The organism is Pseudomonas sp. S1_E05, assembly GCF_056337105.1.
In genome coordinates, this window is sequence record NZ_JBFRHM010000001.1 from 4,501,724 (window position 1) to 4,522,582 (window position 20,859).

20 protein-coding genes and 1 pseudogene are annotated in these 20,859 nt (G+C 60.1%); 15 read left to right on the plus strand and 6 right to left on the minus strand.

Going from position 1 to position 20,859, the window contains the following annotated elements:
- The first annotated feature begins 34 nt into the window (after positions 1-34).
- Complete coding sequence (gene tauD / locus AB4N33_RS20695; RefSeq protein WP_476458152.1) at positions 35-877, plus strand: taurine dioxygenase; 843 nt, start codon at positions 35-37, stop codon at positions 875-877.
- A gap of 137 nt (positions 878-1,014) precedes the next feature.
- On the opposite strand, the gene mgrA is transcribed toward tauD, so the two are convergent.
- The 4 genes from mgrA to AB4N33_RS20715 all read right to left on the minus strand — a co-directional run bounded on the left by mgrA (position 1,015) and on the right by AB4N33_RS20715 (position 3,850).
- Positions 1,015-2,052 carry an L-glyceraldehyde 3-phosphate reductase gene (mgrA, locus tag AB4N33_RS20700; RefSeq protein ID WP_476458153.1) on the minus strand — a complete coding sequence of 346 codons (1,038 nt, stop codon included), beginning with the start codon at positions 2,050-2,052 and terminating at the stop codon, positions 1,015-1,017.
- Between the two features lie 133 nt (positions 2,053-2,185).
- On the minus strand, positions 2,186-2,587 hold the full coding sequence (locus tag AB4N33_RS20705; protein ID WP_476458154.1) for a type II toxin-antitoxin system HicB family antitoxin: 402 nt from the start codon (positions 2,585-2,587) through the stop codon (positions 2,186-2,188).
- 59 nt (positions 2,588-2,646) lie between these two features.
- Positions 2,647-2,829: a type II toxin-antitoxin system HicA family toxin gene (locus AB4N33_RS20710; protein ID WP_460119100.1), complete on the minus strand. Its 183-nt coding sequence runs from the start codon at positions 2,827-2,829 to the stop codon at positions 2,647-2,649.
- A gap of 130 nt (positions 2,830-2,959) precedes the next feature.
- Positions 2,960-3,850, minus strand: coding sequence for a LysR family transcriptional regulator (locus tag AB4N33_RS20715; RefSeq protein WP_460119102.1), 891 nt, complete (start codon positions 3,848-3,850; stop codon positions 2,960-2,962).
- A gap of 121 nt (positions 3,851-3,971) precedes the next feature.
- Between AB4N33_RS20715 and AB4N33_RS20720 the strand changes: the two genes are divergently transcribed.
- Together AB4N33_RS20720 and AB4N33_RS20725 are read left to right on the plus strand one after the other, a co-directional pair.
- Entirely contained in the window at positions 3,972-4,712 is a 741-nt protein-coding gene (locus AB4N33_RS20720) for an SDR family oxidoreductase (protein ID WP_476458155.1), read from the plus strand.
- Positions 4,713-4,763: 51 nt separating this feature from the next.
- Entirely contained in the window at positions 4,764-5,024 is a 261-nt protein-coding gene (locus AB4N33_RS20725; protein WP_460140530.1) for a hypothetical protein, read from the plus strand.
- On the opposite strand, the gene betT is transcribed toward AB4N33_RS20725, so the two are convergent.
- Together betT and epsC are read right to left on the minus strand one after the other, a co-directional pair.
- Positions 5,025-7,019: a choline transporter BetT gene (betT, locus tag AB4N33_RS20730; RefSeq protein WP_476458156.1), complete on the minus strand. Its 1,995-nt coding sequence runs from the start codon at positions 7,017-7,019 to the stop codon at positions 5,025-5,027. It lies immediately after the preceding gene.
- A gap of 306 nt (positions 7,020-7,325) precedes the next feature.
- Complete coding sequence (gene epsC, locus AB4N33_RS20735; protein ID WP_460119110.1) at positions 7,326-8,252, minus strand: serine O-acetyltransferase EpsC; 927 nt, start codon at positions 8,250-8,252, stop codon at positions 7,326-7,328.
- A 189-nt stretch (positions 8,253-8,441) separates the two neighbouring features.
- Between epsC and AB4N33_RS20740 the strand changes: the two genes are divergently transcribed.
- From AB4N33_RS20740 to AB4N33_RS20795, 12 genes and pseudogenes are all read left to right on the plus strand, one after another.
- Positions 8,442-9,434, plus strand: a complete 993-nt coding sequence (locus tag AB4N33_RS20740) for a D-cysteine desulfhydrase (RefSeq protein WP_476458157.1) — start codon at positions 8,442-8,444, stop codon at positions 9,432-9,434.
- A gap of 330 nt (positions 9,435-9,764) precedes the next feature.
- On the plus strand, positions 9,765-10,559 hold the full coding sequence (tcyJ, locus tag AB4N33_RS20745) for a cystine ABC transporter substrate-binding protein (RefSeq protein WP_460119114.1): 795 nt from the start codon (positions 9,765-9,767) through the stop codon (positions 10,557-10,559).
- Positions 10,559-11,224 carry a cystine ABC transporter permease gene (gene tcyL / locus AB4N33_RS20750; RefSeq protein ID WP_192307450.1) on the plus strand — a complete coding sequence of 222 codons (666 nt, stop codon included), beginning with the start codon at positions 10,559-10,561 and terminating at the stop codon, positions 11,222-11,224. The genes tcyJ and tcyL overlap by 1 nt, the downstream gene beginning before the upstream one ends.
- Positions 11,225-11,228: 4 nt before the next feature.
- Positions 11,229-11,984 carry an L-cystine ABC transporter ATP-binding protein TcyN gene (gene tcyN, locus AB4N33_RS20755; protein ID WP_460119116.1) on the plus strand — a complete coding sequence of 252 codons (756 nt, stop codon included), beginning with the start codon at positions 11,229-11,231 and terminating at the stop codon, positions 11,982-11,984.
- 454 nt (positions 11,985-12,438) lie between these two features.
- Entirely contained in the window at positions 12,439-13,179 is a 741-nt protein-coding gene (locus tag AB4N33_RS20760; protein ID WP_460140533.1) for a hypothetical protein, read from the plus strand.
- A gap of 286 nt (positions 13,180-13,465) precedes the next feature.
- Complete coding sequence (locus AB4N33_RS20765; RefSeq protein WP_476458158.1) at positions 13,466-14,707, plus strand: SfnB family sulfur acquisition oxidoreductase; 1,242 nt, start codon at positions 13,466-13,468, stop codon at positions 14,705-14,707.
- Between the two features lie 24 nt (positions 14,708-14,731).
- Positions 14,732-15,925 carry an SfnB family sulfur acquisition oxidoreductase gene (locus AB4N33_RS20770; protein ID WP_476458159.1) on the plus strand — a complete coding sequence of 398 codons (1,194 nt, stop codon included), beginning with the start codon at positions 14,732-14,734 and terminating at the stop codon, positions 15,923-15,925.
- Positions 15,925-17,282: pseudogene (locus AB4N33_RS20775) on the plus strand (LLM class flavin-dependent oxidoreductase). The gene AB4N33_RS20770 and the pseudogene AB4N33_RS20775 overlap by 1 nt, the downstream one beginning before the upstream one ends.
- Before the next feature lie 98 nt (positions 17,283-17,380).
- Positions 17,381-18,190: a MetQ/NlpA family ABC transporter substrate-binding protein gene (locus tag AB4N33_RS20780; protein WP_460140537.1), complete on the plus strand. Its 810-nt coding sequence runs from the start codon at positions 17,381-17,383 to the stop codon at positions 18,188-18,190.
- A gap of 2 nt (positions 18,191-18,192) precedes the next feature.
- A complete protein-coding gene (locus AB4N33_RS20785; protein ID WP_476458160.1) occupies positions 18,193-19,314 on the plus strand; it encodes a methionine ABC transporter ATP-binding protein in 1,122 nt (373 codons plus the stop codon).
- Positions 19,304-19,948, plus strand: a complete 645-nt coding sequence (locus tag AB4N33_RS20790; protein WP_460140539.1) for a methionine ABC transporter permease — start codon at positions 19,304-19,306, stop codon at positions 19,946-19,948. Before AB4N33_RS20785 ends, AB4N33_RS20790 begins: the two co-directional genes overlap by 11 nt.
- Before the next feature lie 162 nt (positions 19,949-20,110).
- Positions 20,111-20,737, plus strand: coding sequence for a class I SAM-dependent methyltransferase (locus AB4N33_RS20795; protein WP_460140541.1), 627 nt, complete (start codon positions 20,111-20,113; stop codon positions 20,735-20,737).
- Positions 20,738-20,859 lie beyond the last annotated feature (122 nt).

A 20,859-nucleotide genomic window follows, 5' to 3' on the forward strand; every position in this document is an offset into this window, starting at 1 on the left:
AAAGTGGCACACCCCGAATTCGACGAGAACTACCATGAGCAGCCTGAACATCACCCCCTTGAGCTCCGCCCTTGGCGCACAAATCAGCGGCATCGACATCAGCCAGCCGTTATCCGTGGAACAGCGCAATGCCGTCGAACAAGCACTGCTCGAACACCAGGTCCTGTTCTTCCGCAACCAGCCAATCACCCCGCAACAGCAGGCACGTTTTGCCGCCAACTTTGGCGACCTGCACATTCACCCGATCTACCCGAACGTGCCGGAACAACCCGAGGTACTGATCCTCGACACCGCCGTCACCGACGTCCGCGACAACGCCATCTGGCACACCGACGTCACGTTCCTTGCGACGCCTGCGATGGGGGCGGTGTTGAGCGCAAAACTGCTCCCGGAGTATGGCGGCGACACGTTGTGGGCCAGTGGCATTGCCGCCTATGAAGCGCTGTCGGCGCCGATGAAAAGTCTGCTCGAAGGGCTGACCGCCACTCACGATTTCACCCGCTCGTTTCCGCTGGAGCGCTACGGCAATACTCCCGAGGCACTGGCGCAATGGGAAGAAACCCGGCGCAAGAACCCGCCGCTGTCGCACCCGGTCATTCGCACCCATCCGGTGAGCGGGCGTCGTTCGCTGTTTGTCAGCGAAGGCTTCACCTCGTGCATCAACGAACTGTCGGACACCGAGAGCGAGACGATTTTAAGATTCCTGTTCGCCCACGCCACCCGTCCGGAATTCACCATTCGCTGGCGCTGGCAGCAGGACGATGTCGCGTTCTGGGACAACCGAGTGACCCAGCATTACGCGGTGGACGATTACCGCCCGGCGCGGCGGGTGATGCAGCGGGCGACGGTGTTGGGGGATGTGCCGTTTTTTCGCTGAATAGCTGATTTCTTTAGTGCCTGACCCTGCCCCATCGCGGGCAAGCCCGCTCCTACAGTAGACCGCGCTCGTCCTGTGGGAGCGAGCCTGCTCGCGATGAGTCAGGAAAAGGCGCCAGAGAATCCAGCGCCAAACACTCACTGCGCCATCGAAGGCTTCTCCCAAAGATTGATCCCGCCTTCCTGGGCAAAACGGTCAATCTCTGCCAGTTCCTCGGCACTGAAGCTCAAACTCTTCAGCGCCCCCACGTTCTCGACGATCTGCTCTGGCCGGCTCGCCCCGATCAGCGCCGAGGTCACCCGCGGATCGCGCAGGGTCCAGGCCAAGGCCAGTTGCGCCAGGCTTTGCCCACGACGCCGGGCGATCTCGTTTAACGCCCGCACGTGAGCGATGTTGGCTTCGGACAAGTGCGAGGCCTGTAACGAACCACCTCCCGGACGATTGACACGGGCATCGGCCGGCACGCCGTTGAGGTACTTGTCCGTCAGCAGCCCCTGGGCAAGCGGGGTGAAAGCAATCACACCGGCGCCGAGTTCATCGGTGACGTCCAGCAGGTCCTTTTCCACCCAACGATTGAGCAGGTTATACGCCGGGTGGTGAATCAACAGCGGCACTTTCCACTCTTTCAACAACGCGGCCATCTCGCGGGTTTTCACCCCGGAGTAAGACGAGATGCCGATGTACAACGCCTTGCCCTGCTGCACCGCCGTGGCCAATGCGCTGGCCGTTTCCTCCAGCGGCGTGTCCGGGTCGAAACGATGCGAGTAGAAAATGTCGACATAGTCCAGGCCCAGCCGTTGCAGGCTCTGGTCGAGGCTGGCCAGCACGTATTTGCGCGACCCGCCGCCCTGCCCGTATGGGCCCGGCCACATGTCCCAACCGGCCTTGCTGGAGATGATCAACTCGTCGCGGTAGGGCTTGAAGTCTTCACGCAACAAACGCCCGAAATTGATCTCGGCACTGCCATACGGCGGGCCGTAGTTGTTGGCCAGGTCGAAGTGGTTGATGCCCAGGTCGAACGCCATACGCAGTAAGGCACGCTGGGTGTCGATCGGTGTGCTGTCGCCGAAATTGTGCCACAGGCCCAGGGACAGGGCCGGCAACACCAGACCGCTGCGACCGACGCGGCGATAAGGGATGGATTCATAGCGGTTTTCGGCTGCGGTGTAAGTCATCGAGTCCTCTCTTGTTTGTCTTGAAGTTGGTATCGACTGCTTCGCAAGTCGCCCAGCATACGCCCAGACAAACGCCAAAAACCCTCTGACTCGATTATTAGCTGAAACGTTTCACAAAACGTTCGCCAGATTCCTACGTCGACAGCTCACGCAGCGCTGCTGCCGCCAGAAAACCTGATCTTGAGCGGTAACGCTGGTCGCGCCTTACCGTCTGGTCGATTCGCTCAAGCAGTTGCTCTGGCAGCGTTGCATTGAAGCGCACCGCCTTGCCGAAATAAGGCGTGATATCGAACTCCACCACCGCCCAAACGCCTCCGGCGTAATCGGGGTTGGCGATGTGCACATCGATTTCCTGCACTTGCGGCAAGGGGTCACCATCGGCCACCAGCCCTTCGTAATGCAGGGACAAAGCCTCATGCACGCTATCAAGGGCCTGCGCCACTGTGCTGCCCGCGGAGAAACAACCCGGCACATCCGGGACGATCACTCCGTATTCCGAATCGGCATCCTTATGCAGAACGACTGGAAATTTCATGTCGATGAATCCTTCCTGAGAAGTGTCCCCATCGGGACCTTCAAATTCGATCACGGGCATCATTTCAGACCCGCCTGTTTCAATATGCTGTTGATCGTTCCTTTTGGAAGATCGGAATCAGGGTGCTTGATCGTCACCCTCCCTGCCTTGCAGAGATGTTTGTACTGATGATGGCTGCCTCTGACGGCAACCAGATACCAACCATCGTCCTCGATCATCCTGATCATTTCCCGACTCCGCATTTCCTTCGCCTTATTCGACAGCAATCTTCGAGCAATCTAGGCGAACAGGCTGAACAAATATACACACCATACACACTTTGAAAAATACTAGCCCGTCAGCTCAGGAACGACCTTGCATCCAGACCAATGGCTACCGCGCCCCCGCAAACACCTCCCCCAACCAGTCCACAAACACCCGCACACGGGGCGACATGTGGCGGTTGTGCGGGTACAGCACCGACACTGGCATCGGTGGTGGCGGGGTGTCGGGCAGGACTTCCTGGATCAGACCCTGGGCGATCTGGGTGTGCATGCGGTATTGCGGGCACTGGATCAGGCCCAGGCCGGCGATGGCCGAGGCGGCGTATATTTCGGCGCCGAACACCGAAATCGCGCTTGGGATTGGCACTTCGTGCAGTTGGCCATCAACCAGGAATTCGAATGGAAACAGCTTGGCGTTGCTGCGCGAGACGTAGTTCACCGCACGATGGTGCCTGAGGTCGTCGAGGTTTTTCGGTTCGCCGTATTTGCGCAGGTAGGACGGGCTGGCGCAGGTGATCTGGCGCAGATTGGCCACGCGTTTGCCGATCAGGGTGGAGTCGGTCAGCGTGCCGGCGCGCAGCACGCAATCGACGCCTTCACTGATCAGGTCCACCAGACGGTCGGCCTCGCTGATCGACAACTCGATCTCGGGATAACGCGCCATGAATTGCGGCAGCGCTGGAATGACGAAGCTCCTGGCCAGGGTGCCATGCAAATCCACCCGTAGCAGCCCTTTGGGCGCCACGCCGCGAAACGCCAGTTCGGCATCTTCCAGCTCCGCCAGCAACTGCACGCAACGCTGGTAATACGCTTCACCATCCAGCGTGGGACGGACCTTACGCGTACTGCGCTCAAGTAAACGCGTGCCGAGCCAGGCTTCGAACTGATTCAGGGTGTGGGTCAGCGTGGCGCGCGGCAGGTTCAGGTCCTGGGCCGCCAGGGTGAAGCTGCTGCGCTCGTAGATCCGCACAAAGACCTTCATTGCCTTGACTTGATCCACCTCGAACTCCTGAGCGCTGATTGTTGGCGATTATTGAACAGTCAAGGCAACTCTCGTGCATTTATCAGGTTGAGTAAACATGTGAGATTGGCTTCACTCTTCATCGACAGGAACCCGCACCATGACTGCTCAACAATCGAAAGTTGCCATTGTCACCGGCGCCTCCCGCGGTATCGGCGCAGTGATTGCCAAACAACTGGCCAGCGAAGGTTTCGCCGTGGCGATCAACTACGCCAGCAGCGCCACTGAAGCTTCGAAACTGGTGGTGGAATTGCGCCAGGCGGGTCATCGAGCCATAGCGATCAGGGCTGACGTAGCCAACGCCGATGACGTGCGGCGGATGTTCGAGGAAACCGAAACACAACTGGGCAAGGTCGATGTGCTGATCAACAACGCCGGCACTCTCAAGGTCATGCCGCTGGCACAGCACAGCGACGAGTTATTTGAGCAAACCTTCAACATTCACGCGCGTGGCACTTTCAATACTCTGCGTGAAGCGGCCACGCGGATGAATGACGGCGGGCGCATCGTCAATTTCTCCAGCAGTACCGTCGGCATGAACCTGCCAGGTTACGCGGTGTACATCGCCAGCAAGGCGGCGGTGGAATCCCTGACCCAGGTGTTCGCCAAGGAAATGCGCGGTCGTCAGATCACGGTGAACGCGGTTGCGCCTGGCCCCGTGGCGACCGACCTGTTCTTGCACGGCAAGAGTGAGGAGCAGATCCAGAATTTCGCGAAGATGGCGCCGCTGGAACGGCTGGGTCAGCCGGAGGATATCGCGCGGGTGGTGTCGTTTCTGGTCGGGCCGGATTCGGCTTGGGTCAACGGACAGATTTTGCGCGCCAATGGGGGGCTGGTGTGACTATGCTCAATCCACAACCGCGATGAAGGCCCCCCATCCAACAGGCAGCCCATGCACACCACCATCATCATCACCTTCGGCCTGATCCTCTTGGCGCTGATGCTGTTCATCGGCGAGAAGATCGGCTTCGGTCGCCAGACGCTGACCTACAGCTTCATCGTCCTGTGGCTGGCCCTGACAATGATCAACGGCGCCATAGGGGTGGTCACGGCGGGCCAGCCAGTGACCACCGAGATGGTGGTGGGCAGCATCGTGTTCGGCGTGCCGGTGGCTGCGCTGGTGTTGTTCATGGCCTTAACCGAGCAAACCTGATCAACGTACCAGGTGCAAAAACTGCATGTGCCGCTCGTACTGATCGAGGATGTCGTTGATCACCTGCTCCTTGGTGTAGCCCACCAGGTCGTAGTCCTGGCTGCCTTCACTCAGATGCACCTCGGCGCGGTAGTAACGCCGGTTGTTGAGCTGCTTGGAGCCCATGCCACCCCGTGCGAACGACGGCGTGAAGTAGCCACGCATCTGCACCTGATAGATGAACGGATGCTGATCGCCGTGACCGATTTCCAGGCTGACGCTGTCATGGGCAGGGTCCGGTACGGTGACCACGTTCAACCCCTTCTCAACGAACACCGCCGTCACCTCTTCGATGGCCGGCCGCACCGTGCTTTCCATGAAGCGGTAAACCTCATCGCGCGACGGGAAATGCACCGCCTGGCTCAAGCGTTGACGCCAGCCGCCCCGTCGCGCCCCGGACACTGGCGCCAGCGAATGCAACTGTGCGATCTGCTTCTGCGATTCCAGGAAGAACGCCTTGTGCAGCCCCCACATCATCATCAGCAGGATCATCGAAAACGGTAACGAGGTCAGCACCACCGCCGACTTCAACGCATCGATGCTGCCGGAGAACAACAGCGCGCTGGTCACCAGCGCGGTCATCGCGCCCCAAAACACCCGCAGCCATTTCGGCCCGTCTTCGTCCGGGTTCCCGCCCTTGGCAGACAACGTCGACAACACCACGGTGCCGGAGTCGGCCGAAGTGACGAAGAACACGAAGCTGATGAAAACCGTCACCGCGATCACGGTTTTGCTCCACGGGTAGGTTTCCAGCAGCAGGTACAAGGTCATCGACGGGTTCTCGACGGCCGACAGGCCCAGCGCTGACATGCCATGATTGAGCACTTGGTCGATGGCGCTATTGCCGAAGATCGACATCCACGCCAGGGTGAACCCCAGTGGAATCAACAACACGCCGAAGACGAATTCGCGAATGGTCCGGCCACGGGAGATCCGCGCAATGAACAGCCCCACGAATGGCGACCAGGCAATCCACCAGGCCCAGTAGAACACTGTCCAGCCGCCGAGCCAGTCGCTGGGTTTGTCGTAGGCATAGAGATCGAAACTTTTCATCGGCAGCGCACCGAGGTAGTCGCCGATATTCTGCACCAGGGTATTGAGCAGATGTTGCGTGGGTCCGGCAAACAACACGAACAGCAGCAACGCGCAGGCCAGCAGCATGTTGATGTCGGACATCACCCGCACGCCTTTGTCGACTCCCGAGACGGCAACGATGATCGCCGCGCCCATCATCAGGGTAATCAGCCCCACCTGTACCCATTGGGTGTGAGCGATGCCGAACAGGTAGTCCAGACCCGAGTTGAGGTGCAACACGCCAAAACCCATATCGGCGCCGAGACCAAATACCGTGGCGATGATGCCAAAGCCGTCCACCGCGTAACCGATCGGACCGTTGATGCGTTTGCCAATCAGCGGATACAGCGCCGAGCGCAGGGCCAGCGGCAGGTTGTGACGGTAGGCGAAGTAGGCCAGCGCCATGCCGACGAAGGCAAACACGCCCCAGCCATGCAGGCCCCAGTGCAGAAAAAGAATCTGCATCGCCTGGCGCGCCGCGTCCGCCGTCCCGGCCTCCCCTTGCGGCGGTTGCGCCAGGTGGGTCAGCGGCTCGGATACGCAAAAGAAGAACAGCGTGATGCTGATGCCGGCGGCGAACAGCATGCCGGCCCAGGACAGGTAACTGAATTCGGGCTCGTCGTGGTCGGCACCGAGCTTGATCTTGCCGTAGCCGGACAAGGCGGTGACCACCACGAAGACCAGATACAGCGTCATCGCCAGCAAGTAGTACCAGCCGACCGTATTGGCGGCCCAGTTTTGCGCCTCAAGAAGCCAGGCACCGGCCTGTTCCGGCATACAGATGACAACGACACCGAACAGCAGGATGAAGGTCGCCGCGAAGTAAAAAACCGGCGGGTTCATGCGCACCTGTTCGGTGGCGGGAAGGGACGATGCACTCATTAACGGTGCACCTCCAAGCAGTAAAACGTGGCTGTGAAATTCGGACTCAGCAAAGGCAGGCCTCCTGTTGTGAGCGGGCGGCGAACCACCGGTTTAACTTGAATGATCGTTCAATTTAAACATGGATAGGCTGCTAAGGACTAATCGCAAGGCTGGGCGGTCGTGTTTGTGTAGCACTTCACTCTCAATATTGTGGGAGCGGGCTTGCCCGCGATGGCTGCGTGTCAGTGTCCTTTATCCATTGACCGACCCACCGCTTTCGCGGGCAAGCCCGCTCCTACAGCGTTCAATGGCCAGAGCAACACCCTACTTCTGCGTCCCGTCATCATGCTGCAGATTGGCCTGCGTGAGGTTCGACCCCGCCGGCACGCTGCGGGTCAGCCAAACGTTACCGCCGATGGTCGAGCCTTTGCCGATGGTGATCCGCCCGAGGATGGTCGCGCCGGCATAGATCACCACATCATCTTCGACGATCGGGTGCCGTGGATGACCCTTCTGCAACTGGCCGTCTTCATCCGCCGGGAAACGCTTGGCCCCCAGGGTCACGGCCTGATAAATGCGCACGCGCTCGCCGATGATTGCCGTCTCGCCAATCACCACGCCGGTCCCATGGTCGATGAAGAAACTGCGGCCGATCTGCGCGCCGGGGTGAATGTCGATGCCCGTCGCCGAGTGGGCGATTTCCGAACTGATCCGCGCCAGCAAGGGCAGCCCGGCCCGGTAGAGATGGTGGGCCAGGCGATGGTGAATCACCGCCAGGATGCCCGGATAGCACAGCAACACTTCATCGACGCTGCGCGCCGCCGGATCGCCGTGATAGGCCGCCAGCACGTCGGTATCCAGAAGGCTGCGCAAGCCCGGCAGGGCCAAGGCGAACTCTTGAATGATGGCGATGGTTTTCGCCTCGACCTCGGTATCGGCCTCGGCGTTGTGACGAGCGACGTAACGCAGTTCGAGGCGTGCCTGGCCGAGCAGCGCATTCAACGCAACGTCGAGGGTGTGACCGACGTAGAAGTCTTCGCTTTCTTCGCGCAAGTCCACCGGCCCCAGGCGCATGGGAAACAACGCGCCACACAACGCTTCCAGAATGTCTGCCATGGCCGCACGCGACGGCAGTTCTCGGCCGCCCTGCTCGCCACTGGCTCGGCCGTTTTGCGTACGCCACTGATCGCGCGCGCTACGCAGTTGGCTGACGATGGTTTGCAATTGCCAATGGCTGGAACGCTCACTCACGGTAAAAACTCCACACGGGCGGCCGGACTGTCTGACCGCGCTGACGGCGATTACTTTACGGCAAGCGTTGGAGGCCGAATTAAGAACCGATTGTGCTGTACTAAGCACTTTTGGCTATAAACGATTGGCGGTTGCCCCCTTCTATAGCCGTGCTTATAGTCCTGACTTGCCCATCCCCAGTACGGACCCATGATCAAACAACAGCTCGCTCGTTTCGACCGCCTCGACTTGCTCAGCCACCCGACCCCTCTGGAAAAACTCGGGCGCCTTTCGACCTGGCTGGGGCGCGACATTTATGTCAAACGCGACGATTTGACGCCGCTGGCGATGGGTGGCAACAAACTGCGCAAACTCGAATACCTGGGGGCCGATGCCCTGGCGCAGGGTGCGGACACGCTGATCACCGCCGGCGCGCTGCAATCCAACCACGTGCGCCAGACCGCCGCCCTTGCCGCCCGGCTCGGACTGGGCTGCGTCGCGCTGTTGGAAAACCCCCTGGGTTCTGACGATGCCAACTTCGTCGGCAATGGCAATCGGCTGCTGCTGGATCTGTTCGATGCGAAGGTAGAGCTGGTCGAGAATCTCGACAACGCCGATGAGCAACTCCAGGCACTGGCGGTGCGCTTGCGCACCACTGGCAAAAAACCTTATCTGGTGCCCATTGGAGGTTCCAATGCCTTGGGAGCCCTGGGTTACGTTCGAGCTGGCCTGGAGCTGGCCGAGCAGATCAAGGACACCGGTCTGGATTTCGCCGCGGTGGTGTTGGCCTCGGGCAGCGCCGGTACCCACAGCGGCCTGGCATTGGCGTTGAGCGAAGCCCTGCCGGATCTGCCGGTAATTGGCGTGACAGTGTCGCGTAGCGACGAGGACCAACGACCCAAGGTCCAGGGCCTGGCAGAGCGCACCGCAGCGCTGCTGGAAGTGAACGTACCCGCCGCTTTCAAAGTCCAGTTGTGGGACGAATATTTCGCGCCGCGCTACGGCGAACCCAATGCCGGAACCCTGGCGGCGGTGAAGCTGCTGGCGAGCCAGGAAGGCCTGCTGCTGGACCCGGTCTACACCGGCAAGGCCATGGCCGGGTTGCTCGACGGCATTGGTCGCCAGCGTTTCGACGAGGGGCCTATCATTTTCCTGCACACCGGTGGCGCACCAGCGTTGTTTGCCTATAAGGATTTTCTGTAACGGCGGATCGCCCGCCACGATCACGCGGAACCTGTAGGAGCGAGCATGCTCGCGATGGAGGTCCAGACACCGCGGGCGTTCAGACAGCCCGCGTCATCGTTGGCGACCATCGCGAGCATGCTCGCTCCTACAGGAATAGCATTTATTCCTGAATGGAATATTAAAAATAACATTCATTATTTTCCAATCTAAAAAAGCCATCATATAGTCATACAGCAGGCAAATTGCCGAGAGACGCATAAGCTGCTTTAAGGCAGGATATTGCAGTCGTTCAAATCCCGATTACGCCAACACTCGAAGCGTCTTCATAAGAAAACACAGGGGCTTGTCATGAATTTTTCCGCACTACGTCGAAATCTGCTGGTTGGTTCGCTGGGCCTGGCGCTGAGCGCCGGTCTGCTGGGGCAAGCGGTTGCCGGTGAGCAGCTGCAAAAAATCAAGGACGCGGGCGTGATCAACGTCGGTCTGGAAGGCACCTACCCACCGTTCAGTTTCGTCGACGCCGACGGCAAACTGGCCGGGTTCGAAGTGGAGTTCTCCGAAGCTCTGGCCAAAGAGCTGGGCGTGAAGGTCAAACTGCAACCGACCAAATGGGACGGCATCCTCGCAGCCCTGGAATCCAAGCGCCTGGACGCAGTGATCAACCAGGTGACCATCTCCGAAGAGCGCAAGAAGAAGTATGACTTCTCCGAGCCGTACACCGTTTCCGGTATTCAGGCACTGGTTCTGACCAAGAACAAGGACACCATCAAGACTGCACAAGACCTGTCCGGCAAGAAAGTCGGCGTGGGCCTGGGCACCAACTACGAACAGTGGGTCAAAGCCAATGTGCCTGGCGCAGACGTGCGCACCTATGAAGACGACCCGACCAAGTTCCAGGACCTGCGTGTTGGCCGCATCGACGCCATCCTGATCGACCGTCTGGCCGCGCTGGAATACGCCAAGAAAGCCAAGGACACCACCGCCGCCGGTGAAGCGTTCTCCCGTCAGGAGGCCGGTATCGCCCTGCGCAAAGGTGAACCAGAGCTGCTGGCCGCTGTGAACAAGGCCATCGACAAACTGCGTGCCGACGGCACCCTGGCCAAACTCTCCGAGAAATACTTCAACGCTGACGTCACTAAATAATGGAAGAAGCTTTCCAACTCGCACTGGATTCCGCGCCCTTTCTGCTCAAGGGCGCGTACTACACAGTGATCCTCAGCCTGGGCGGCATGTTCTTCGGGCTGCTGATGGGCTTCGGCCTGGCCTTGATGCGTCTGTCGCGCTTCAAACTGGTGAGCTGGATTGCCCGCATCTACGTGTCGTTCTTTCGCGGCACGCCGTTGCTGGTGCAGCTGTTCGTGATCTATTACGGCTTGCCGCAATTGGGTGTCGAACTTGATCCGCTGCCGGCTGCCCTGATCGGCTTCTCGCTGAACATGGCGGCCTATGCCTGCGAAATCCTGCGTGCCGCCATCAGCTCCATCGAGCGCGGCCAGTGGGAAGCCGCCGCCAGCATCGGCATGACCCGCGCGCAGACCCTGCGCCGGGCCATCCTGCCGCAGGCCATGCGCACGGCCCTGCCGCCGCTGGGCAACAGTTTTATCTCGCTGGTCAAGGACACGGCACTGGCCGCCACCATCCAGGTGCCGGAACTGTTCCGCCAGGCGCAGTTGATCACCGCCCGAACTTTCGAGATTTTCACCATGTATCTGGCCGCCGCGCTGATCTACTGGGTTCTGGCGACGGTGCTTTCGCACCTGCAGAACCAGTTGGAAGCGCGGGTCAATCGGCACGACCAGGAGTCCTGACCCCATGATTGTCGTGGAAAAACTGACAAAGCAGTTCAAGGGTCACGTTGTGCTCAACGGCATCGATCTCGAGGTGAAGGAAGGCGAGGTCGTGGCGATCATCGGGCCGAGCGGCTCGGGCAAAACCACGTTCCTGCGTTGCCTGAACTTTCTTGAAGAACCCAGCAGCGGCCGGATCAAGGTCGGTGACATCGAGATCGATGGCAACCGCCCGTTGAACCAGCAGCAGAGCCTGGTGCGACGCTTGCGCCAGCATGTTGGCTTCGTGTTCCAGAACTTCAACCTGTTCCCCCATCGCACGGCCCTGGAAAACGTCGTCGAAGGACCGATCGTGGTGAAGAAGACGCCGCCTGCCGAAGCCATTGCCCTGGGCAAGAAGTTGTTGGCCCGGGTCGGGCTGGCGGGCAAGGAAGACGCTTACCCGCGACGCCTCTCCGGTGGTCAGCAACAACGCGTGGCCATCGCCCGCGCGCTGGCGATGGAGCCGGAAGTGATCCTGTTCGACGAGCCGACTTCGGCGCTCGACCCGGAACTGGTGGGTGAAGTGTTGTCGACCATTCGCAGCCTGGCCGAAGAAAAACGCACCATGGTGATCGTCACCCACGAAATGGCTTTTGCCCGTGACGTAGCCAATCGCGTGGTGTTTTTTGACAAGGGCGTGATCGTTGAACAAGGCGAAGCCAAGGCGCTGTTTGCCAATCCAAAAGAAGTACGGACCCAACAGTTTCTTAGCAAATTCCTGAACAACACCCACAACTAAACCCAGCACGCACATATAAACTTCCATGGATGGAAGTTGTTAAATCGACCATTACACCCTGCGTAAGCACCCTCATAATTTCTGCCCTCCGCCGATTTCTGGTGCGGTACATATTTATGTCCTGCTACAAATTCCTGTCGCCTACCATTCACTGACATTCAAACCAGCCTTCGTAAAGGACTGAAGTAAAAAGCTGCGAAAAGCGGCGGATTCTGTGGCCATCTTCGCCAATGCGGCGCTGCCTATTAACCCGCACGCGTAGGAGCTTTCTGAATAACTACCGATGCGATACTTCATCCCCTCACTCTATTGACACTTATTCCTGCGCACTTTTATCTAGCGCCCGGTCAAGCCAAATACTTTTTATTGTCATGCAAAGTAATGAGTCGTTTGTTACTCGTTCATTCAGTTATTTCAGAAACGGACTTCGCTGCTTCGCCTCAAGGAGAACCCAATGAAAAACCCCACGAACAAATCCGAACTCGCGCCACCGAGGGTGGCGCAATCCCACAAAAGCGGCATCAACATGACGTCGGCGTCTCACCTGTTGATCGAAGTGGCGCCCTACCCCGGCATGGACGAGGGGGATCTGATCGAATTGTTCTGGGACGACTGCTACGTGGCCTCCAAGGTGCTGACCCGCCAGGACGTCGGCAAAGCAGTGAACCTTCGAGTGCCCGAAAGCTTTGTTGCCAATGGCTCCTCACGTATTCATTACCGCCTCATGCAGGTAGGTCAGGGGCCTGCGCTGTCCGCCATGACGCGCATCCAGGTAAAGCTCGACTGCCCGGGTGGCCGACCATGCCCCTTGTGTGGTGACGAAAACCAGAGCCTGGCACCCGTGAGCATCCCGGAAACTATCCGGCGCCAGGGGGTTAACCCGAACCAGATCAAGCGCGGCGTTCCCCTGACCATCGAGCCGTACCTGAACATGGCCGTCGATGACGCAATCACCCTGCGCTGGGGTGACGCGCGCATGGACCTGCCACGGCTCAAGGCCAGCGAAGTCGGCCAGCCGATTCATGTCTGGGTACCGCCGTCGATCATTCTTGAAGCCGGCGAAGATCTGCGACTCGAAGTGACCTATTGCATCCTTGACCGGGTCGGTAACAACTCGCGCTGGGCGCCGGCACGCACCTTGAAAATCGGCTGCAGCAACCCGTGCCTGATGGTCCGGACGAAGGAAACATCCTGAACCTCGCACCTTGTTACTGAACGAAGTGCGCCTTTTCACTGTTGCTGCAACAGCAAGTGTTGCCGGGCACACAGTGGGTAGAGACACACTTCTATCCATATTCCAAAAATCTAGTTTATTAAATTTTTATACGCATTTAGGGTATATGAACCGGACCACCGGACCTTCTTGTTTTTACTTCGCCGCCCCCGCGGCGGTTCATGAGATGTGAGGTAGGTATGGTCCGGAACACAATCACCCCAGTGCAGATCGCCAGGGCATTGCATGCAGCCAAGGAGCGGCACTGATGTCCAGTCTTGCAGACGCAATCGTCCAGAGCGATGTGGACATCGCCCCGTTGTTGTTACCCGCCCAAGTCCTGCGCAACGACGCCCAAGCCATCGAGGCAGCCCACGAGTTGGCCCAGGTCGCCCGCTTGCAGGCGGCCAGACGCGATCGTCAGCGCAAGTTGCCCTGGTCAGAAATTGAACAGTTCACCCGCAGCGGCCTGGGCAGCATTGGCATACCGCGCGAATACGGGGGGCCGCAGGTTTCTTTCGTCACCCTGGCTGAGGTGTTCGCGATCATTTCCGCTGCCGATCCGGCGTTGGGCCAGATCCCGCAGAACCAGTTCGGCATTCTCAATCTGGTACTCGGCAGCGCCACCGAAGCGCAGAAAAAGCAGCTGTTCAAAAGCGTACTCGAGGGCTGGCGCATCGGTAACGCAGGACCTGAACGCGGGACCAAACACACTCTGGAACTCAAGGCGCGGATCACCGCTGATGGCGACGGATATGTCATCAACGGGCAGAAGTTCTACTCCACCGGCGCCCTGTTCGCGCACTGGGTCGCCGTCAAGGCACTGAACGATGAGGGCAAGCAGGTGCTGGCCTTCGTTCGTCGCGGCACACCAGGCCTGCGTATCGTCGACGATTGGTCCGGGTTCGGTCAGCGGACGACCGCCAGCGGCACCATCCTGCTCAATAACGTGCGGGTCGACGCCGAGCTGGTGGTAGACAACTGGAAGATCAACGAAAAACCCAACACCCAGGGTGCGGTGTCGCAGTTGATTCAAGCGGCCATCGACGCAGGCATCGCCCGTGGCGCCATCGACGATGCCATCGAATTCGTGAAAACCCGCGCCCGTCCCTGGATCGATGCCAAGGTCGAACGCGCCAGCGATGACCTGTATGTGATCGCCGACATCGGCAAACTGAAGATCGAACTGCACGCCGCCGAGGCGCTGCTGCGCAAGGCCGCTCAAGTACTGGATCAGGTGCATGCCGCGCCGCTCACTGCCGAGTCTGCCGCACGCGCCTCAATTGCCGTGGCAGAGGCCAAGGTACTGACCACCGAGATCTCGCTGCAGGCCAGCGAGAAACTGTTCGAGCTGGCCGGCAGCCGCGCCACCCTGGCCGAGTTCAACCTCGACCGCCACTGGCGAAACGCCCGGGTGCACACCCTGCATGACCCCGTGCGCTGGAAATACCACGCCGTCGGCGCCTACCGACTGAACGGCACATTGCCGGCTCGTCATTCCTGGATTTAACGACCAGACACCTGGAGAAAACACATGCCTCTTTCTCGTCCCGTCGCGGTCATCACCAGCGATGAGCAAGCCCTGATCGTCGCCACTGACCTGGCCGAAGATTTCAAACGCGACAGCGCACTGCGTGATCGCGAGCGCCGTCTGCCGCACCCGGAGCTGGAAGTATTTTCCCGCTCTGGCCTGTGGGGCATCAGCGTGCCCAGGGAATACGGCGGCGCCGGTGTTTCCAATGTCACACTGGCCAAGGTGATCGCCCTGATCGCCCAGGCCGATGGTTCCCTGGGACAGATCCCGCAAAACCATTTTTACGCCCTCGAAGTGCTGCGCGTAACCGGCAGCGTCGAGCAGAAAAAGCGTCTTTATGCCGAAGTACTCGCCGGTCAACGCTTCGGAAATGCGCTGGCCGAGCTTGGCACCAAAACCGCCCACGACCGCACCACGCGCTTGAGCCGCGACGGTGATGGCTACCGCATCAACGGGCGCAAGTTCTACGCCACCGGCGCCCTCTACGCGCAGCGCATCCCGACTTCGGTGGTGGACGAAAACGGCGTACAGCAACTTGCGTTCGTACCCCATGACAGCAAAGGTCTAACGGTGATCGACGACTGGAGCGGATTCGGCCAACGCACCACTGGCAGCGGTTCAGTGGTGTTCGAAGACGTATTTGTTGCGACCGAGGATGTGATCCCTTTTCAAAGCGCGTTCGAGACCCCGACCACGGTCGGCCCCCTGGCGCAAATTCTTCACGCCGCCATCGACACCGGCATCGCTCGCGCAGCCTTTGAAGACGCGCTGCATTTCGTGCGGACAAAGACGCGCCCGTGGATCGACGCCACCCATGAAAAAGCCAGCGAAGACCCGCTGACCCTCAAGAGCTTCGGCCACCTGAGCGTTCGTTTGCATGCCGCCGAGGCCTTGTTGGAGCGCGCAGGCGAATTCCTCGACAAGGCGCAGGCCGACACCCGCGCCGATACGGTCGCGGCGGCATCGATTGCGGTCGCCGAAGCCCGCGCCATCAGTACCGAAATCTCCCTCGCGGCTGGTAGCACGCTGTTCGAACTCGCCGGCAGCCAGGCCACCCTGATCGAACACGGTTACGATCGCCACTGGCGCAACGCGCGGGTCCACACGCTGCACGACCCGGTGCGCTGGAAGTATCACGCCGTGGGCAACTACTACCTCAACGACGAGAATCCTCCACTGCGGGGGACGATCTGATGGCCGGGGCGAAAAAGAAGATCCTGCTCAACGCGTTCAACATGAACTGCATCGGGCACATCAACCATGGTTTGTGGACGCACCCACGGGATACCTCTACCCAGTACAAGACCCTCGACTACTGGACCGAGCTGGCGCAATTGCTGGAGCGTGGCCTGTTCGACGGGCTGTTCATCGCCGACATCGTCGGCGTGTATGACGTCTACCAGCACTCGGTAGACGTGCCTCTCAAGGAGTCGATCCAGTTGCCGGTCAACGACCCGCTACTGCTGGTATCGGCCATGGCGGCCGTGACGAACAACCTCGGGTTCGGGCTGACCGCCAACCTGACCTACGAGCCGCCGTACCTGTTCGCCCGACGCATGTCGACGCTCGATCACCTGAGCAGCGGCCGGGTGGGCTGGAACATTGTCACCGGCTACCTGGACAGCGCGGCCAAGGCCATGGGATTGAGGAGCAGGTGGAACATGACCGGCGTTACGACCAGGCCGACGAATACTTGCAGGTGCTCTACAAGCTGTGGGAAGGCAGCTGGGAAAACGACGCAGTGCTCAACGACCCGAGCCAGCGCATCTACGCGCAACCGGAAAAAGTACACAAGGTCGAGCACAGGGGCGAGTTCTATCAGGTCGAGGGTTATCACCTCTGCGAACCTTCGCCGCAGCGCACCCCGGTACTGTTCCAGGCTGGCAGTTCGGACCGTGGGCTGCGCTTCGCCGGCCAGCATGCCGAGTGCGTATTCATCAGCGGTCGGGACAAACCATCGACCCGTGTCCAAGTGGACAAGGTACGCGCCAGCGCTGTCGAGGCCGGACGTAACCCGCAAGACATCAAAGTGTTCATGGGCCTGAACGTGATTGTCGGGGCCACCCAGGAACAGGCCTGGGCCAAGCATGCCGAGTACCTGAGCTACGCCAGTGCCGAGGCCGGCGTGGCGCATTTCTCGGCGTCCACCGGGATCGATTTTTCCGAGTACGCCATCGACGAGCCGATCCAGTACGTGAAGAGCAACGCGATCCAGTCGGCCACCCAGCACCTGAAAAACAACGACTGGACCCGCCGCAAACTGCTTGAACAACACGCCCTCGGCGGTCGTTACATCACCGTGGTCGGCTCGCCCGAGCAAGTGGCCGATGAGCTGGAATCGTGGATCGCCGAAACCGGCCTGGACGGGTTCAACCTGACGCGCATTGTCACGCCGGAAAGTTATGTCGATTTCATTGATCTGGTGATCCCCGAGCTGCAGCGGCGCGGGTCGTACAAGACCGCGTATGACCAGGGCAGCTTGCGGCAGAAGCTGTTTCGCGAAGGGGATCATTTGCCTGGGCAACATACCGGGTCGGCTTACCGGCGTTAAAAGCATCGCGGGCAAGCCCGCTCCTACAAGGAGCGGCCGTGCCCGCGATGAGGCCAGACCAAACAGCACACATTTCAAATACTGACTGGAAAACCACCATGACCAAACACACCCTCTCCCACCCAGTCAAAGCACTGGCCCTGGCCCTCGGCCTTTTCAGCTCCATCACCTTCGCCGCTGACGCGCCGTTGAAAATCGGTACCACCGCCGCCTTCGCCATTCCGCTGGAGGCCGCCGTCGATGAAGCCAGCAAACAAGGCCTGAAAGTCGAACTGGTGGAGTTCACTGACTGGATCGCCCCCAACGTCAGCCTCGCGGCCGGTGACATCGACGTGAACTACTTCCAGCACATCCCGTTCCTGGAAAACGCCAAGGCCGCTGCCGGTTTCGACCTGGTGCCGTTCGCGCCAGGGATCATCAACAACGTCGGCCTCTACTCGAAGAAATACAAAAGCTTCGACGAACTGCCAGAAGGCGCCAGCGTGGCCATCGCCAACGACCCCATCAACAGCGGTCGCGGCTTGCAACTGCTGGCCAAGGCGGGGCTGATCACACTCAAGCCAGGTGTGGGCTACAAGGCCACCGAAGAAGACATCATCGCCAACCCGAAGAAGATCAAGATCCTGCAGGTCGAAGCCGTGCAACTGGTGCGCGCCTACGACGACGCCGACCTGGTGCAGGGTTACCCGGCCTACATCCGCCTGGCGAAGACGTTCGATGCCGGTTCCGCACTGCTGTTCGACGGCCTGGACCACAAGGAATACGTGATTCAGTTCGTCATTCAGCCGAAGAGCAAAACCGATCCTCGGCTGATCAAGTTCGTCGACATCTACCAACACTCGCCTGCCGTTCGCGCCGCGCTGGACAAGGCTCACGGCAAACTCTATCAAGCCGGTTGGGAAAGCTGAGAATGAGTGCCGCGACGCCACTGCGACTGGAAACTCCAGCGCCCCATAAAGTTGAACAGACAGTCCTGCATCCGCAGCTCAATCACGCGCACGTACGCTTCATCGGCCTGGGCAAGACCTACAACGGCCAGCAAGGTCCAGTGGCCGCGTTGCACGGCATCGACCTGGCGATTCAGCGTGGTGAAGTGTTCGGCATCATCGGCCGCAGCGGCGCCGGCAAATCATCGCTGATCCGAACCATCAATCGACTGGAACAACCGAGCAGCGGCCGCGTCCTGATCGATCAGGTCGACATCGGCGAGTTCGATGAAGACCGCCTTGTGACGCTGCGCCGACGCATCGGCATGATTTTCCAGCACTTCAACCTGATGTCAGCCAAGACCGTGTGGCAGAACGTCGAGCTGCCGTTGAAGGTCGCCGGCGTGCCGAAAGAAAAGCGCGAGCAGAAAGTCCGTGAATTGCTGGAGCTGGTGGGCCTGCAAGCCAAGCACAAGGCTTACCCGGCGCAGCTCTCCGGCGGACAGAAACAGCGCGTCGGCATCGCCCGCGCCCTGGTGCACGACCCCGATATTCTGCTGTGCGATGAAGCCACTTCGGCACTGGACCCGGAGACCACGCAGTCGATCCTCGGCCTGTTGCGCGAGATCAACCGGCGCCTGGGCCTGACCATTGTGCTGATCACCCATGAGATGGCCGTGATCCGCGACATCTGCGACCGCGTTGTGGTGCTGGAGCACGGCCGCATTGTCGAGCAAGGGCCTGTGTGGGAAGTCTTCGGCAACCCGCAGCACGAGGTCAGCAAGACCTTGCTCGCCCCGTTGCAGCATGGCTTGCCGGCCGAGTTGCAAAGCCGCCTGCACGTGCAACCGCCCTCTTCTGAAGCTGCGGTGGTCCTGCGTCTGCAGCTCACGGGTAGCGCCACCGATGAACCGGACCTCGCCACCCTGTTCGCCGCCCTCGGCGGACGGGTGCGCTTGCTCCAGGGCGGTGTCGAACACATTCAAGGGCATGCACTGGGGCAATTGGTGCTGGCGGTGTCTGGGTCAACGCTCGGGGCGGAATCGTTGCGCCAGCGTGCGCAAAACTGGGCACAACAGGTCGAGGTGCTGGGCTATGTGGTTTGATCGCTTGCTACAAGGTTTCATCGACACCTTCCTGATGGTCGGTGTGTCCTCATTGATCGCGCTGCTGGCGGGTATTCCCTTGGCGGTAATCCTGGTCACCAGCGGCCAGGGAGGCATCTACCAGGCCCCAGCGTTGAACCGTGCACTGGGCGCATTCGTGAATCTGTTCCGCTCCATTCCGTTCCTGATCCTGATGGTCGCGCTGATTCCGTTCACCCGCCTGATCGTCGGCACCACCTACGGCGTGTGGGCCGCCGTGGTGCCGCTGACCATCGCTGCTACGCCGTTCTTCGCGCGGATCGCCGAAGTCAGCCTGCGCGAAGTCGATCACGGTTTGATCGAAGCGGCACAGGCCATGGGCTGCCGTCGCTGGCACATCGTCTGGCATGTGCTCCTGCCCGAAGCGCTCCCCGGCATCGTCGGCGGCTTCACCATCACCCTGGTGACCATGATCAACTCCTCGGCCATGGCCGGAGCAATCGGGGCCGGAGGGTTGGGGGACATTGCGTATCGGTATGGGTATCAGCGCTTTGATAGCCAGATCATGCTGACGGTGATCGTGTTGCTGGTGGCGTTGGTGGCGGTGATTCAGTTGGGTGGGGATCGGTTGGCACGGGGGTTGAACAAACGGTGAGTGAACCTGTAGGAGCGAGCTTGCTCGCGATGGACTCCCGGACACCTCGGAGTGTCAGGCATCCCGCGATATCGTTGACGACCATCGCGAGCAAGCTCGCTCCTACAGGGGGATGTGATACCGCGTATATTGGTCAGACCTACATTGCCAACGCAGCCGATCATGAAACAGTCTCCTACCGACCTCGAACAAATCACCGCCACCACGCTAGGTCATTACAACTCAGTGGCCGAAGGCTTTCGTGAGGGGACACGCGATCATGATGTGAGCCAGAACATCGACGCACTGTTGCGCCATGTCCAGGGCGCGGCGCCGTTCGACATTCTGGATTTTGGCTGCGGCCCGGGGCGGGACCTGCAAGCCTTCACTCGCTTGGGGCACCGGGCCGTAGGCCTGGATGGTTCGGACAAGTTTGCGCAGATGGCGCGCGAGGACAGTGGTTGCGAGGTGTGGCAGCAGGACTTCCTCAAGCTCGACCTGCCAGCCGAACGCTTCGACGGGATTTTTGCCAATGCGGTGCTGTTTCACATTCCCCGTCAGGAGTTGCCTCGCGTTTTGAAGCAATTGCACGGCACCTTGAAGCCGGGCGGAGTGTTGTTCAGCTCCAATCCGCGTGGCGAGAATCAGGAAGGCTGGAACGGCTCGCGGTATGGGGCCTATCACGATCTGGCGGCGTGGCAGGGGTTGCTCACCGAGGCGGGGTTTGTGGAGTTGGAGCATTACTACCGGCCAACGGGGTTGCCGCGCGAGCAGCAGCCTTGGTTGGCGAGTGTCTGGCGCAAGGTGTAGGGCTTTGATTCTGCAGTCTGAGAACTGACGCCTTCGCGAGCAAGCCCGCTCCCACAGGAGAGCGAGTTCTACTGAACAACTCGGTCCACTGTGGGAGCGGGCTTGCTCGCGATAGAGCGCGA